Genomic DNA, 13,384 nt, shown 5'->3' with positions numbered 1-13,384 from the left:
ACCTCATCGAGGAGGGATCGGCGGGCGGCCGGGCGCGGGGCGCGCGCGGGGCCGGCGCATCAGCAGCGCCGCGCCCACCAGGAACAGGAGCCCCACCCCGGCCGCCGTGCCGCCCACGGCCACGTACGTCATGTCGATCGGCGGGTGGGTGGTCGGCGAGGCGACCGGCCCGCCCCCCAGGTACTCCTTCCCCTTGTACGGAGCCGCCGCGATCTTGGCGTCCTCGGCGGCCCCCGCCGCCTGCACCGCCGCCGCCGCGTCGATCAGCCCGAAGCCGAGGAACACGGTGTAGCCGGCCGGCGGCTTCTTGGCCGTCCGCACCAGGATGTCGCGTACCTGCCGGGGCGTCAGGTCGGGCTTGCGGGACAGCATCAGCGCCGCGGTGCCCGCCGCGAGCGCGCAGGCAGGGGAGGTGCCGTCCCCCGACCGGTAGCCGCCGCGGTTGTCGGCGGCGTAGATGTCCACGCCGGGCGCGGCGATCGTGTTGTACGTGTGCACCTGGGAGAAGTCCGCCCGCACCCCGGTGGGCGCCATCGCCGCCACCGCGATCACCCCGGGGTACGCGGCCGGGTAGGAGACGACGTTGTTCGCGTCGACCTCCAGGGGGTCGGTGGATCCGCCGTTGCCCGCGCTCGCCAGCAGGATGACCCCCTTGCCGAGGGCGTAGTCGACGGCCGCGGCCGTGTCCTCACCGTAGCCGCTGCCGAAGCCCCACTCGTCGGTGCCGAGGGACATGGAGATCACCTGGGCGCCCTTGTCGACGGCGTACCGGATGCCCTTGGCCAGGGCGGTGGCCGCTTTGAGGCTCTCCTTGTCGGCGGCGACCCGGCCGGACTTGGCGGCGGCCTCCGCGCGTTTGCGTGCCGGATCCTCCCGGTCCCAGAGCACCCGTACCGAGAGCACCCGGGCCTGCGGCGCGACCCGCAGAACGCTGGAGGCCATGGCGGTGCCGTGCGCGCCCCAGTACGACTGCCCGGGCCGCGCGCCCCCGCCGATGAAGTCGGGACCGCTCGTCACCCGTCCCCGGAACTCCGGATGGTTCTTCACGACCCCGGTGTCCAGGACCGCGACGGTGATCCCCTTGCCCTGTCCGAGCCGCTGCGCGGCGGGGACCTTCATGGCCCCCAGCTCCCAGCCCTGCGGCGCCTCGGCCACGGCCGGCGCGGCGGTGGCCGAGACCAGACCGGCGACCAGCGCGAACGCTGCCAGTGTGCGGATCATGCCCCCACCTTCCTGGACTCGGCGCGCAGCCGGGTGGCGAGGCTCTCCGCGAGGCCTTGGGCGGTGTACGCCCACGCCTCACGGTCCTCCTGCTGCGGGTAGGACCGCTTGCCCCACGGTTCGGGCAGCTGTCCGGGCCTGCGGCCGTCCGCCGGTCCCGAGGTGACCGCCACGAACACGGGCGCCTCCCCGACGAGCCGGCCGCCGTTCCCGGTGCGCGCGGAGTCCTTCCACTGGGTGCCGGGCGCGGCCAGGGCGCGCACCGCGTGGTCCGGCTTCTCCTGCGCCTCGCGGATGACGTCCTCCAGATCCAGGCCGGCCTTGGAGTCGCCGAAGGCGATCAGGGCCACGGTGGCGGCCGTCCCTCCGGTGTCGTCCACGTACGTGGCGCGCATGGCCGCGACGCAGCCCCGCTCGGCGGCGGTCCTGGCCACTTCGCCGGAGAGCGCCGTCTTGCAGGAGGTGTCGGTGGAGATCGCGGCTCTGGTCCAGCCGCGCTCGTTGTTCGGGGAGGAGTATCCCTTGTCGGGATGCTCCCGGCCGAGGTACGGCGGGAACAGCTTCTCGACGGGCACGTTGCGCCACAGTTCCCTGGAGTACGCCGAGTTGTGGATGACCTGCTGACTGTTGGAGTAGGCGTGCGCGATGAGCGCGCCACCGCCGAGCACGGCCAGCAGGCCGAACCCCGCGACGACGAGGCCCAGGGCGATCCGCCAGCCCTTGCGTGGGGGCCGCGCCGGCTCTGCCGGCGGCTGCGGGTGCTGGTACTGCTGCTGGTGCTGATAAGGCTCTGCCTGCGGGGGTGGCGTGGGCAGCTGTCCGGATGCGTACGGATGGGAAGGCCCGGAGGGCGGCTGTGGGGGATGGAACCCCGGCCCGGAGTTGGGCGGGGGATACATCATCGTCTCTCCTGTCGTGCGAGCCGGCTGATCAGGGGTCGGAGCACGGTTCCGTTTGCACCCCTCTGATCGTTTTGCGCGTTCTGACCCTATCGGTCTGCCGCACGAACCGGGCCCACACCCCGAACGCCGACCCCTGTAGGACGGTGCGCGTCGCCGATCACATCCTGCCGCTCGGGCGCACGACGATCGTGTTCACATCCACGCCGGCCGGCTGCGTGAGAGCCCAGACGACCGCGTCCGCGACCGTGTCGGCGGTCAGGATGGAGCCACCCGGCGCACCACCTTCCCTGGCGGCGTAGAACGGCGTGTCAACCGGCCCCGGTGCGACCATCGTCACACCGACACCGTCGGCCGCGACCAGCAGACGGGTGTTCTCGGCGAACGCGGTCAGCGCCCACTTGGTCACCGAGTACGTGTTTCCCGGACGGTGCATGATGCCGGCCTCGCTGCCGATCAACACGATCTTGCCCTGGCTGTCCCGCAGGGCCGCGATCTTGGACGTTCAAGGCGGTGCGCCTACTGTTGGGCTGTGCTCTTCCAAGCCATCAACCAGCTCATCACGTACGACGAACGGCAGCGGATGGTCCCAAGCGACCGCGACCAGCTCACCGCGATCGTCGCCGCGGCCCGCGCCCAGGAACCCACCGACTACACCACGCTGCGCGCGCTCGGGGTCGGGCTGCTGGTTCTGGGCGACTACGTCGCCGCGATCGACCACCTCAACCGTGCGCTCGACCTGGCGGACACGAGCGGCAGGCGGCTCGCGGCGTCGATCAATCTGGCCGACGCGTATCGCTATTCAGGCGACGCGGCGACCTCCGAAACTCTCTGCCGCGAGATGCTCACCCTGGCGAGGAACGAAGTACCCGAGATGGTGTACTTCCCGCTCCAGCATCTCGGCAAGACCCTCGCCGAGCTGGGTCGCAGGGAGGAGGCCCGCGAAGTGCTGGAGGAGGCCCTGGCCCTGCGGATGACCGAAGGCGACCCCGAGCTGATCATCAGAAGTCGAGCGGCCCTGCGGCTCCTCGACAGTGAAGACCCCGTACGGAGGCCGCATAGGGTGTGATCCGTGGGGGTGTTCGGGGAGGCGCACGCGATCCGGTTACCCGTATCGCCCGGCACGGAGCGGCCGATGCTGCGCCGCTTGCCGTTCGCCGCGACAGCCGGCGCGCTCCTGGTCTACAACTCGGTGGAGCTGGCGATCAGCGCCGGGTTCGGGGCGCTCGCCGTACCGGCCGCCGCCCTGCTCGCCGGGCCGGTGCTGTGGGCGTGGTACCGGCCGGTGGCCGCGTGGTGCGCCATGGTCGTGGCGCAGGTCGCGCTCACCGGGCTTGGACTGGCGCTGGACGGCCCGTCCATGCTCGTGCCCCAGCCGTGGTTGCTCAACCAGACCGTGGCTCAGCTTCCGGTGATGTACGTGCTGGCGTTGTCGTCGCCCCGGCGCGTGACAGGGATCGCCTTCGCCGTGACGCTCGTGGCCGAGAGCTCCGTGACAGCACTGCAGCACCTGGAGCCGTACCGGGCGGTCATGGGCACGCTGAGCTGGGCGCTGTCCCTCCTGGTCGCCATGGTGCTCGGTCACGCCAGGCGTGCGCGGCTGCTGGACACCCTACGGGTCGCCGAGGAGCTCGGCCGGTTGAAGGTCCTGGAGGAGCGTTCGCGTATCGCGCGGGAGTTGCACGACGTGGTGGCCCACCACATGTCGGTGATCGCCGTGCAGGCGGCCAGCGCCCCGTACCGGATCGAAGGCGGCGTGAGCGAGCCGGCCGCGAAGGAGTTCGCGGCCATCAACGTGGCCGCCCGCGCGTCGCTGCGTGACATGCGGCACCTGCTCGGCGCGCTGCGCGGCTCGGACGAGGCGCCCGCCACCGCGCCGCAGCCGGGGCTGCGCGATCTCGACGCACTCGTGGAGTCGGTACGGCGGGCGGGCGTGCCCGTGAAGCTGGTGATCGGCGATCCGCCCCCGGTGCCGTCGCCGGTGGTGTCCCTCACCGCGTACCGGATCGTCCAGGAGGCGCTGAGCAACGTCGTACGGCACGCCCCCGGCGCCGCGACGACCGTCACCATCGCCGGCGCCGGCGACGAGCTGACCGTGGAGGTCGAGAACGAGCGGCCCACCGGCACGACCACACCCCCGGCCGGGTCAGGGCTGGGGCTGGTCGGCATGCGCGAGCGGGTGACGGCGCTGGGCGGGCGGCTCACGGCGTCCGCAACGGAAGGAGGCGGCTTCACCGTACGCGCGAGCCTGCCGAAGGGAGACGGGGAATGATCACAGTGCTGGTCGCCGACGACCAGGCGATGATCAGGGCCGGGTTCGCGGCGCTGCTCTCCGCACAGCCCGACCTCCAGGTGGTCGGCGAGGCCGCGGACGGCCAGGAGGCCGTGGCGGCGGCCCGCGAGCTGCGGCCCGACGTCGTGCTCATGGACGTGCGCATGCCGAACCTCGACGGTCTCGAGGCCACCCGGCGCATCACCGGGACCGGGCGTGAGACGAAGGTGCTGATCCTGACCACGTTCGACATCGACGACTACGTCTACGCCGCTCTGCGCGGTGGGGCCAGCGGTTTCCTGCTCAAGGACGCTCCCCCGGCCGACCTCATCACCGCCGTCCGCGTCGTCGCCGGCGGCGAGGCGCTGCTCGCGCCCTCGGTCACCCGCAGGCTCATCGAGGAGTTCACGGCCCGGCAGCCCATCGACGAACGGGAGGCGCTGCGGCTCAACGCGCTGACCGCGCGCGAGCTGGACGTGCTCAGGCTCGTGGCGGCCGGGCTGGCCAACGCCGAGATCGCCGAAGAGCTGACGATCGCGGAGGAGACGGTGAAGTCGCACGTGGGGCGGATCTTCACCAAGCTGCACCTGCGCGACCGGGCGCAGGCGGTGGTACTCGCCTACGAGAGCGGGCTCGTCGTGCCCGGCTCTCACTCGGCAGGGGTACGGCGGAGCCCCCGGCTGCGCTCCTGAGGGGGATCCGCCGCCGCCCGCACTCCGTCTACGGTCGCCGGCATGAAGAGATTGGGAGCCGCGGCTGCGCTGCTCAGAGCGGCGGCGACGGTGTCGCTCAGCGAGCCGGAGCTGCTCGGGCTGGCAGAGTTCGTACGGCCCGGGGCGGTCTGCTTCGACATCGGGGCCGCGTACGGGATGTACACCTATCCCCTGGCCAGGCTCGCCGGTCCGGCCGGGCGGGTGCACAGCTTCGAGCCGCTGCCGGCGCCGTACCGGATCCTGGAGACGGGGCGGCGCGCGGCCGGCGCGCGGAACATACAGGTCACCAACGCAGCAATCGGCTCATCCACCGGCTGGCGGCGGCTGACGCTGCCGTACCGCTTCGGCCTGCCGATCCACGGCCGGGCTCACGTTCAGGAGGGCCTGAAGCACCCCGCCACCAGGACGCTGGAGGTGCCCATCTACACCGTCGATCGCGTGTGCGAGCTGCGCGAGATCTCCCGGGTGGACTTCGTGAGGATGGCCGTGGAGGGGTTCGAGGCGGAGGTGCTCAAGGGCGCCGAGTGGACGCTCGCGCAGCACCGGCCCACCCTGCTGCTGGAGATCGAGGACCGCCGCCTCGAGAGGTACGGCCGCGCCGCCGCCGATGTCGCGAGCTCGCTGATCGAGCGCGGCTATGACATGCACGTCTGGCTCCACGCGCGCTGGAGCCGGACGGAGAAGGTGAGCACGCGGCGGCGCAACTACCTGTTCACGGGCCGATAGCCTGCCCCGACAGCGCCGACCCCGCCGCGTCGGTCACCAGTCGACGGGGCCAAGACGATCAATGAAGATCCCGGTCGGCCCGTCGGCGTCGAGCATCGCGAGTTTGACGATCGGGTCGGTGCCCTCGGTGACCGTCAGCTGGCCGGTGTGGTGGTTCATGTCGGTGGCGGTGAACTTGCGGTTGGCGACTTCTCCGGGAGTGACCAGGTTGAATTTGATCTGTGGGAGCGCCTGGGCGTACCGGACGGTGATCATGTTCAGCGCCGCCTTCGACGAGCTGTAGGCGAGCTCGTGCATTTTCGAGACGGGCTGGTCCGGGTCGGTCACGACCGCGAACGAACCGCCGCCGCTGGACACCATCACCACCCGCGGATTGTCCGCCGCCTGCAGCAGGGGGAGGAAGGCGTGCGTGACCCTGACCGGCCCGTACACGTTGGTGTCGTAGACGGAATGAACTTCGCCGGCCGTCGCGTCCGCAGGCGTGACGACCCTCCCCGGCGCGCCGGCGTTGTTGATCAGGACGTCCAGCCGGTCGGCGTGCTTGCGGACGAGCCGTACGGCATCCGCAACCGACTCGTCCGAGGTCACGTCCAGCGGGACCATGACCACGTTCGCGCCACCGTCGGCCAGCTTGGCGGCGGCCGCCCGTCCTCGCTCTTCGTCGCGCGAGCCGAGGAAGATCGTCCAGCCCTGCTCCCCGAGCCGCCGGGCCGTCTCAAAACCGAGTCCCTTGTTGCCGCCGGTGATCAGCACCGAGGTCTGTTCCGAGTTCGTCATGCCCTCTAAGACGAGACACCCCGCCGAGCTGTGACACGGTGTGACGGCTCTCACAGCAGGGGGCCGGACGGGCGCGGGCGTTCGGAGATGTCACTGGCGGGGGTTGCTGTCTCGTCCAGAGGGTGCAGGCAATCCTCGGCCAAGGAGATTGATGATCATGCGGGTGTTCGTGGCAGGCGGGAGCGGGACTCTGGGGCAGCGGCTGGTGTCGCAGCTCCTGGCGCGAGGTCACCAGGTAACGGCCACCACGACGAGCGCGGGCAAGTTGGGGTTGCTGGCGGACTTGGGCGCGGAGGGGGTGGTGATGGACGGACTGGATGCGATGTCGGTCGGTGAGGCGGTGGCCACGGCTCGGCCGGACGCGATCGTGCATCAGATGACCGCGATTTCGATGGCGCACGCGGGCAAGCCCGACATGAGGCACATCGACCGGTGGTTCGCCCGGACCAACCGGCTGCGCACGGAGGGCACGGACCATCTGCTGGCCGCCGCCGAGGCCGCCGGGGTCTCCCACGTCGTCGCACAGAGCCACGCCTCATGGAACGGCATCCGGCAGGGCGGATGGGTGAAGACCGAGGAGGACCCGCTGGACCCGGAGGAGGCTACGGCGGCGCGCGCAGGGGCGGCGGCGATCCGCCATGTCGAGGAAGTGGTCGTCGAGGCCGGCGGTGCGGCCCTGCGCTACGGCGCGCTGTACGGGCCGGGGGCCGTCGACGACCAGGTGGAGCTCATCCGCAAGCGGCAGTTCCCACTGGTGGGGGACGGTACCGGCTACACCTCCTGGGTGCATCTGGACGACGCGGCGAGTGCTACGGTCCTGGCGGTGGAGCGGAGGGCCAGAGGGGTGTTCAACATCGTGGACGACGAACCGGCCCCGGCCGGCGAATGGCTGCCGTATCTGGCGGAGTGCGCGGGAGCGAAACGGCCGAAGCGACTGCCTGCCTGGCTGGCCCGGCTGCTGGCCGGGCCGGTGGCGGTGACGATGATGACCGAGGGGCGCGGCTTCTCCAACGCCAAGGCCAAGCGGGAGCTCGGCTGGCAGCTGCGCTACCCGTCGTGGCGGCAGGGTTTCAAGGAGGAGCTGGCGTGAGCAGGGCCGAGCAGTTCGAGGAGCTGCGGTCGCTGCTGTTCTCGATCGCCTACCGGATCCTGGGCAGCGTGAGCGAGGCCGAGGACGCGGTCCAGGAGACCTGGCTGCGCTTCGAGGCCACCCCGACCGAGCCCAGGTCGGCCAAGGCGTTCCTGTCGGCCACGGTGACCCGGATCTCGATCGACGTGCTGCGCTCGGCCCGCGTCCGGCGGGAGGAGTACGTCGGGCCGTGGCTCCCCGAGCCGCTGCTCGCCGACCCTTACCAGGACCCGGAGCGGTCGGCGGAGCTGGCCGACTCGTTGTCGATGGCGGCCTTGGTGCTGCTGGAGCGGCTGTCCCCGCTCGAGCGGGCGGTCTTCGTGCTGCGGGAGGTGTTCGACTTCGGTTTCCCCGAGATCGCGTCGGCCGTGGGGCGCTCGGAGGCGGCGTGCCGCCAGCTGGTGGTACGGGCGCGGCGCCATATGGCCGCAGGCAGGCCCCGCTTCGAGGCGGACCGCAAAGAGCGAGAAGAACTGGCGTCGCGGTTCTTCGACGCCCTCCGCGAAGGCGATGTCGCCGGTCTGCAGACCCTGCTGGCTGCCGATGTTTCGATGGTCAGCGACAGCGGCGGCAAGGCCCCGAGCCTGGCCAAGGCCGTCCTCGGCGCCCAGAACGTGGCCCGCCTGCTCGCCTCCGTCTTCCCTCGGATGGCCCTGATCGGTGTGACTGGCGAGTCGCACGAGGTCAATGGCCAGCCGGGCGCGATCTTCCGCGACCGGGACGGCAAGGTGCTCCACACCCTGACGCTCGACGTACTCGACGGGCAGATCCAGACGATCCGCGCGGTGATCAACCCCGACAAGCTCGGGCACGTGGGCCCGGTGGCGGACGCCTGGGCGATCGACCGCGAAGTAAGGCAGGCACGCCGACCCACGCGATAGCCAGGCACAGCACGGGGGTTGCGCCGATGCCGCCGATCGCGACGTCGCCTACGTCGTGGCGGCGGCCCGGACGCCGAGGACGACGAGCACCACCGCCGTCACCTTGCCCACCACTCGCTTGAAGCGGGCCTTGTGCACGATGTGCGCGCCCTGGTGAATCAGCACCGTCCAGGTCAGCAGCCACACCGCCATCAGCAGGGCATGGGCGGTGGCCAGGGTGAGGATCTGTCCGCCGAAGGGACGGCCGGGCACGATGAACTGCGGTACCAGGGTCAGGTAGATGGAGGCCGCCTTCGGGTTGAGCACGTTCGCGAGCAGGGCTTGGGCGTAGACGGAACCGGTCTGCTTCGGCCGCTCCGCCGGCATGGGAGGAGGGAGGAGGGTGGTGGAGCGCCAGGTCCACAGGCCCAGGCCGATGAGGTAGGCCGCGCCGATGAGTTTGACGGCGGTGAAGGCCTGGCTGGAGCGCATGACCAGCGCCGACAGGCCGGCGATGGCCAGGGCCGCGTGGGCGTACAGACCGCTGACCGTGCCGAGGATGACCGGTAGCGCCTGGCGGCGGCCGCCGGCTGTGACGTGCTGGATCAGCAGGGTCAGACTGGCGCCCGGGGTGGCGATGACGGGCAGGACCGCCAGCAGAAATGCGGCGACCGCGTACGGGTGGATCATGCCTGGAGCACGACGCGGTAGTGGGTGGTCAGGCGGCGGTCGTCGTCCAGGATGTGGAAGGCGAGGCCGGGCGGCTGTTCGCGGTCGGCGGGCTGGTCGCCCTCCCACGGCAGGCGCAGGGTCCACGTGACGGCCGGTGCGACGATCAAGGGGCGGCCGGCGAAGGTGGACGCGGCCGCGGTGTGAGCGTGACCGGTGAGTACGGCGACGACCTGCGGGTGAGCGTCGAGCAGCGCGGCCAGGTCGCCGGGCGACTCCAGCCGCCCGGAGTCGGGCAACGGGTGGTGGAGTTCGACGGGCGGTTGGTGGAAGGCGATCAGCGCGGGCGTGTCCGGGGCGAGCCCGTCGAGAGTGGCGCGCATCCAGTCGAGGGTTTCGGCGTCGAGGCGGCCCTCGTCGTGGCCGGGGATGGTGGCGTCGCACATGAGGATGGCGGTGCCGGCGATGTGGTGCACCTGGTTGACGGGGCCGGGGCCGGGTGGCTGCCGCAGCAGTGCCTTGCGGTACGCGGGGCGGACGTCGTGATTGCCGGGGCAGGTGAGCACAGGGAAGGGGGCGGCCAGGATCTGGGCGGCCTGCTCGTACTCGGCCTCCTCTCCGTGATCGGCGATGTCCCCGGTGACGAGCAGGACGTCGACCGGGCGGGGCAGGGCCCGCAGGTAGTCCATGACCTGGGTGGCGCGCCGGGTCGCCCGGGCGGTGCCATCGAGGTGCAGGTCGCTGATCTGGGCCAGCAGCAACGTCATGGTGTGATCCTCCACCAGCGTCTAATGGTTAAATGAGATTTAGCGTTAGGGACCATAGGGCACGGAGAGGACGAGGTTCAAGTGGAGCGCTGGCCCGCCCTGGAACTGGCGAGCACGATTCGCCACGACGGCGACGGCGGTGTCGCCGACGATCTGGCAACGACGCAGGGCATGGCCCGCTGGATCCACCAGCAGGCCGACCTGCTGGGCACCCACGTCGACGTCGCAGGGGTCTCGATGGACGAGAGGCTGAGGAGCGAGATCGTCGAGCTGCGCCGGGCCGTACGGGCGCTGTTCGCGCAGGCGGTCAGCCCCGCCCCGCCGAGCCGGGCCGACGCCCACCGGCTGATGCCTGTGGAGCAGGCATTGGCGCACCTCAACGCGGCGGCCGCCCGTGAAGCCATCGTTCCGCAACTTGACTGGCCCGCGGGCGGGACACCCCGTACGGGAGTGTTGTCGGACGAACGCGACGCGAGCATCCGGCTGATCGCAGCCCTGGCGCGGGCCGCCATCGACTTCCTGAGCGGTCCGCAGCGTGAGCAGTTGCGGGCCTGCAACGCACCGCGCTGCGTACGCTACTTCGTCAAGAGCCACGGGCGGCAGGAGTGGTGCAAACCGTCATGCGGCAACCGCGCCCGGGCTGCACGCCACTACCAGCGCCACAACGCCACGACTGAACGATGACGGCTCCACGTCGAGAAGCCAGGAAGAAGAGATGAGCGACTTCACTGAGTTCGGGAACGTACCCTCCACCACGCTCGCCGACATCCTCGGCCGCGAGCAGGTCATGGACTACGGCGTTCGCCCGCTGTGGTCCGACATTCCGCGCGTGGCCGGGCCGGCGTTCACCGTCCGGTGCCCGGCCGGGGACAACCTCATGCTGCACGCCGCCATTCATCGTGCGGAGCCTGGTTCGATCATCGTCGTCCAATCGGGCGACGTCGACTTCGCGCTCGCCGGAGGGAACGTGTGCGCCGTCGCGCAACGTCGCGGAGTCGCCGCCATCGTCACCGACGGGGTGATCCGTGACCTGGGCGAAGTGCGCCAGATGCGCTTTCCTGTCTTCGCCAGAGGCATCATTCCCATCCCCGGGACCAAGTCGGCCGTCGAGCCGCTCAACGTTCAGGTGCGGTGTGGCGGCGTGCGGGTGAATGCCGGCGACATCGTGGTGGCCGACGAGGAGGGCATCGTGGTCACGCCGAGGGCGCGCCGGGACGAGGTGCTCGCCGCGGCCAGGGCGAAGCTGGCCAAGGAGGCCGGCGAGTCTCTCGACGCCTGGGAGGAGGCGCATCGCGCTCGCATCGACAAGATCCTTGCCGACCAGGGCTTCGAAGACTCGACCGGCCCGGAACCAGGCGCTTGACGATTTGATGCGATTCTCCGTCGTCCGTCGCGAAATATGCACGTCGCGGCGGTGGTGGAACATCGACCAGGCAGCGATGTGCCGTCGAGCGCTGCTGTCGGGCTCTTCGGTGACACATGCGTGGGCAGGAGGTGGCAGGGTCGGAGTATGACGAACGACGGTGCCGCGATTACCGGCGAGCTGACGATCGGGGGGCGGGTGCGCGGCTTCACGATCCGGCTGCCGCGCGTTGCCTCGGGTGACGGTCCGCAGCCTCTCGTACTGGTGCTGCACGGCAACCACCCGGAGGCCGGCGGCTGGATGATGCGTGAGTGGACCACCTTCGACAAACAGGCGGAGGCCCTGGGCTGGATGATCGCCTATCCCGATGGCCACGGCGGCTGCTGGGCCGACGGCCGGGGCGTCACCAGCGCGGAGGAGGCGGGGGTGGATGACGTCGCGTTCCTGCGGGCGCTGATCGACCACGCAGCCGACCGGTACGGCACCGCGCCGGATCGGACCGTGGTGGCGGGCGCTTCCAATGGCGCCTTCATGGCCCACCGGCTGGCCCTGACGGCCGGTGACCAGGTGGCCGTGCTGGCGGCCGTCGCGGGCACGCTGCCCGCCGCGCTGCGTGACCTGCGGCCGGCTTATGCCGTCTCGGCGTTGCTGATCCACGGCACGGCCGACCGGCTCGCGCCCATCGAGGGCGGCAGCTCCCGGCGGCGGGGCCCGAACGGTGAACTACGCGGCCGTACGCTGTCTCTCCAGGAGACCGCAGAGCACTGGACGGCGATCGACCGGTGCCCGCCCGGCTCCGCAAAGACCCACGACACCGCGTCCTCCACCCGTATGACCATGGTCGGCGGCGTCGGCGGCACCCAGGTGGCGGCCTGGACGGTCCTCGGCGGTGGCCACGCCTGGCCTGGAGCGCCCGTCAGTCCCGAGTGGTCCGAACCGACCACCCAGGAGTTCGACGCGGCCGAAGAGATCTGCCGCTTCGCCTCCCCGCTCCTCCTGCCCGCCACCACTCGCCGCCTCTGACCCATCTGGTGCAGGGAAATGTTCCTACCAGTCAGGCCGTGGCGGGAAGCCGGAATGCATGGGCGTTGCGAGCACACCAGTCGGCGAAGGTCTTCGGTCTGCGCCCCAGCAGTCGATGCACGGTGTCCGTACGGAACCCGACGGTGTCTGCGCGCATGAGGGTGAATCCCTCGATGATGGCGTCAGCGAGCGCGGGAGGCGCTCCGTTGGGGAAGCGGGAGCGGACGGCCTCTGCTGGTGTGGCCACCGTACGTACCTCGATGTCCCGGCCGGCCGCGGCGGCGAGGATCCGGACCTGCTCGGCGATGGTGAGCAGTTCTTCTCCGGTGATGACGTACTCCTCGCCCTGGTGACCGTCCTCGGTGAGGGCGAGGGCGGCGACGGCGGCGATGTCCGCGGGATCGATCGGCGCGTACCGGCCAGGCCCGACCGGGTCGAGGACGAAGCCCCCGTCGCGGATGGTGGGCAGCCAGTCGAAGGCATTGGTCATGAAGCCGCCGGGTCGTAGGAACGTGGCGGTAATGCCCGTGGCGCGGATGAGTTCCTCCCGTTCATGGTGCCAGCGCCCCATGGCGGGCATCGGGTCGCCGAGGACGTTGAACGAGGACAGGTGCACGATGTGCTGCACGCCTGCGGCCTTGGCGGCGGTCAGAGCGTGGGCCGTGTGGTCGAGCCCGATCCCCGGTGTGAGCAGGAACAGCTTGTCCACGCCGTCGAATGCGGGTGTGAGCGTTTCAGCCTTGTCCAGGTTGCCGAGCCCGCGTTCAGCGCGTTCGGGCAGGTCGGCGGTGCGAGCCGGGTCACGGACCAAGATCCGGAATGCGACGCCCATCGCGTCGAGTGTGTGGACGAGTTCGCGGCCGACGTTTCCGGTGGCACCGGTGATGAGTAGCATGGGAAGCCCCAGATCGTTTACGGGTTAACGACTTTCGAGGCGAAACGCTAACCGGTTAACGATCTCCATG

Annotated in this window: 16 protein-coding genes; 9 read left to right on the top strand and 7 right to left on the bottom strand. The window is 70.8% G+C overall.

Features of this window, described 5'->3' with window-relative positions:
* Positions 1 to 3: 3 nt before the first annotated feature.
* The 3 genes from ABD830_RS47435 to ABD830_RS47425 all read right to left on the bottom strand — a co-directional run bounded on the left by ABD830_RS47435 (position 4) and on the right by ABD830_RS47425 (position 2,607).
* A complete protein-coding gene (locus tag ABD830_RS47435; protein WP_345002104.1) occupies positions 4 to 1,221 on the bottom strand; it encodes a S8 family serine peptidase in 1,218 nt (405 codons plus the stop codon).
* Complete coding sequence (locus ABD830_RS47430; protein WP_345002102.1) at positions 1,218 to 2,123, bottom strand: hypothetical protein; 906 nt, start codon at positions 2,121 to 2,123, stop codon at positions 1,218 to 1,220. Before ABD830_RS47430 ends, ABD830_RS47435 begins: the two co-directional genes overlap by 4 nt.
* A 157-nt stretch (positions 2,124 to 2,280) precedes the next feature.
* Positions 2,281 to 2,607 (bottom strand): SDR family oxidoreductase, encoded by a 327-nt coding sequence (locus ABD830_RS47425; protein ID WP_345002261.1) that lies wholly within the window; start codon positions 2,605 to 2,607, stop codon positions 2,281 to 2,283.
* 45 nt (positions 2,608 to 2,652) lie between these two features.
* Between ABD830_RS47425 and ABD830_RS47420 the strand changes: the two genes are divergently transcribed.
* From ABD830_RS47420 to ABD830_RS47405, 4 genes are all read left to right on the top strand, one after another.
* Positions 2,653 to 3,189, top strand: coding sequence for a tetratricopeptide repeat protein (locus ABD830_RS47420; protein ID WP_345002100.1), 537 nt, complete (start codon positions 2,653 to 2,655; stop codon positions 3,187 to 3,189).
* 66 nt (positions 3,190 to 3,255) lie between these two features.
* Positions 3,256 to 4,392 (top strand): sensor histidine kinase, encoded by a 1,137-nt coding sequence (locus tag ABD830_RS47415; RefSeq protein WP_345002099.1) that lies wholly within the window; start codon positions 3,256 to 3,258, stop codon positions 4,390 to 4,392.
* Complete coding sequence (locus ABD830_RS47410) at positions 4,389 to 5,084, top strand: response regulator (protein ID WP_345002097.1); 696 nt, start codon at positions 4,389 to 4,391, stop codon at positions 5,082 to 5,084. The genes ABD830_RS47415 and ABD830_RS47410 overlap by 4 nt, the downstream gene beginning before the upstream one ends.
* Before the next feature lie 42 nt (positions 5,085 to 5,126).
* The gene (locus ABD830_RS47405) at positions 5,127 to 5,831 is read left to right on the top strand and encodes an FkbM family methyltransferase (protein WP_345002095.1); all 705 of its coding nucleotides are present in this window, start codon (positions 5,127 to 5,129) and stop codon (positions 5,829 to 5,831) included.
* 33 nt (positions 5,832 to 5,864) lie between these two features.
* Here ABD830_RS47405 and ABD830_RS47400 read toward each other — a convergent pair whose 3' ends face one another.
* Positions 5,865 to 6,608, bottom strand: a complete 744-nt coding sequence (locus ABD830_RS47400) for an SDR family NAD(P)-dependent oxidoreductase (protein WP_345002093.1) — start codon at positions 6,606 to 6,608, stop codon at positions 5,865 to 5,867.
* A 151-nt stretch (positions 6,609 to 6,759) separates the two neighbouring features.
* On the opposite strand from ABD830_RS47400, the gene ABD830_RS47395 reads away from it, so the two are divergent.
* Together ABD830_RS47395 and ABD830_RS47390 are read left to right on the top strand one after the other, a co-directional pair.
* The gene (locus tag ABD830_RS47395; RefSeq protein WP_345002091.1) at positions 6,760 to 7,698 is read left to right on the top strand and encodes an NAD-dependent epimerase/dehydratase family protein; all 939 of its coding nucleotides are present in this window, start codon (positions 6,760 to 6,762) and stop codon (positions 7,696 to 7,698) included.
* Positions 7,695 to 8,618: an RNA polymerase sigma-70 factor gene (locus ABD830_RS47390; RefSeq protein WP_345002089.1), complete on the top strand. Its 924-nt coding sequence runs from the start codon at positions 7,695 to 7,697 to the stop codon at positions 8,616 to 8,618. The genes ABD830_RS47395 and ABD830_RS47390 overlap by 4 nt, the downstream gene beginning before the upstream one ends.
* Before the next feature lie 48 nt (positions 8,619 to 8,666).
* Here the strand turns inward: ABD830_RS47390 and ABD830_RS47385 are convergent, their stop codons facing one another.
* Together ABD830_RS47385 and ABD830_RS47380 are read right to left on the bottom strand one after the other, a co-directional pair.
* On the bottom strand, positions 8,667 to 9,287 hold the full coding sequence (locus ABD830_RS47385) for a LysE family translocator (protein ID WP_345002087.1): 621 nt from the start codon (positions 9,285 to 9,287) through the stop codon (positions 8,667 to 8,669).
* Complete coding sequence (locus tag ABD830_RS47380) at positions 9,284 to 10,033, bottom strand: phosphodiesterase (RefSeq protein ID WP_345002085.1); 750 nt, start codon at positions 10,031 to 10,033, stop codon at positions 9,284 to 9,286. The genes ABD830_RS47385 and ABD830_RS47380 overlap by 4 nt, the downstream gene beginning before the upstream one ends.
* 81 nt (positions 10,034 to 10,114) lie before the next feature.
* On the opposite strand from ABD830_RS47380, the gene ABD830_RS47375 reads away from it, so the two are divergent.
* The 3 genes from ABD830_RS47375 (at position 10,115) to ABD830_RS47365 (ending at position 12,419) form a co-directional block, all read left to right on the top strand.
* Positions 10,115 to 10,717 carry a CGNR zinc finger domain-containing protein gene (locus ABD830_RS47375; RefSeq protein WP_345002083.1) on the top strand — a complete coding sequence of 201 codons (603 nt, stop codon included), beginning with the start codon at positions 10,115 to 10,117 and terminating at the stop codon, positions 10,715 to 10,717.
* Between the two features lie 31 nt (positions 10,718 to 10,748).
* Positions 10,749 to 11,396 carry an RraA family protein gene (locus ABD830_RS47370; RefSeq protein ID WP_345002081.1) on the top strand — a complete coding sequence of 216 codons (648 nt, stop codon included), beginning with the start codon at positions 10,749 to 10,751 and terminating at the stop codon, positions 11,394 to 11,396.
* Between the two features lie 147 nt (positions 11,397 to 11,543).
* Entirely contained in the window at positions 11,544 to 12,419 is an 876-nt protein-coding gene (locus tag ABD830_RS47365; protein ID WP_345002079.1) for a CE1 family esterase, read from the top strand.
* A 31-nt stretch (positions 12,420 to 12,450) separates the two neighbouring features.
* Here ABD830_RS47365 and ABD830_RS47360 read toward each other — a convergent pair whose 3' ends face one another.
* Positions 12,451 to 13,314, bottom strand: coding sequence for an NAD(P)H-binding protein (locus ABD830_RS47360; RefSeq protein WP_345002077.1), 864 nt, complete (start codon positions 13,312 to 13,314; stop codon positions 12,451 to 12,453).
* Positions 13,315 to 13,384: the final 70 nt, after the last annotated feature.

Source organism: Nonomuraea helvata (assembly GCF_039535785.1).
GTDB classification, from domain to species: Bacteria; Actinomycetota; Actinomycetes; order Streptosporangiales; family Streptosporangiaceae; genus Nonomuraea; species Nonomuraea helvata.
This window is presented reverse-complemented; position numbering and strand designations above follow the sequence as displayed.

Bases quoted from the DNA above. Each gene is read 5' to 3' on its own strand.
- ABD830_RS47435 (WP_345002104.1), bottom strand. From the start codon at position 1,221: ATGATCCGCACACTGGCAGCGTTCGCGCTGGTCGCCGGTCTGGTCTCG.
- ABD830_RS47430 (WP_345002102.1), bottom strand. From the start codon at position 2,123: ATGATGTATCCCCCGCCCAACTCCGGGCCGGGGTTCCATCCCCCACAG.
- ABD830_RS47415 (WP_345002099.1), top strand. From the start codon at position 3,256: ATGCTGCGCCGCTTGCCGTTCGCCGCGACAGCCGGCGCGCTCCTGGTC.
- ABD830_RS47410 (WP_345002097.1), top strand. From the start codon at position 4,389: ATGATCACAGTGCTGGTCGCCGACGACCAGGCGATGATCAGGGCCGGG.
- ABD830_RS47405 (WP_345002095.1), top strand. From the start codon at position 5,127: ATGAAGAGATTGGGAGCCGCGGCTGCGCTGCTCAGAGCGGCGGCGACG.
- ABD830_RS47400 (WP_345002093.1), bottom strand. From the start codon at position 6,608: ATGACGAACTCGGAACAGACCTCGGTGCTGATCACCGGCGGCAACAAG.
- ABD830_RS47395 (WP_345002091.1), top strand. From the start codon at position 6,760: ATGATCATGCGGGTGTTCGTGGCAGGCGGGAGCGGGACTCTGGGGCAG.
- ABD830_RS47385 (WP_345002087.1), bottom strand. From the start codon at position 9,287: ATGATCCACCCGTACGCGGTCGCCGCATTTCTGCTGGCGGTCCTGCCC.
- ABD830_RS47380 (WP_345002085.1), bottom strand. From the start codon at position 10,033: ATGACGTTGCTGCTGGCCCAGATCAGCGACCTGCACCTCGATGGCACC.
- ABD830_RS47370 (WP_345002081.1), top strand. From the start codon at position 10,749: ATGAGCGACTTCACTGAGTTCGGGAACGTACCCTCCACCACGCTCGCC.
- ABD830_RS47365 (WP_345002079.1), top strand. From the start codon at position 11,544: ATGACGAACGACGGTGCCGCGATTACCGGCGAGCTGACGATCGGGGGG.
- ABD830_RS47360 (WP_345002077.1), bottom strand. From the start codon at position 13,314: ATGCTACTCATCACCGGTGCCACCGGAAACGTCGGCCGCGAACTCGTC.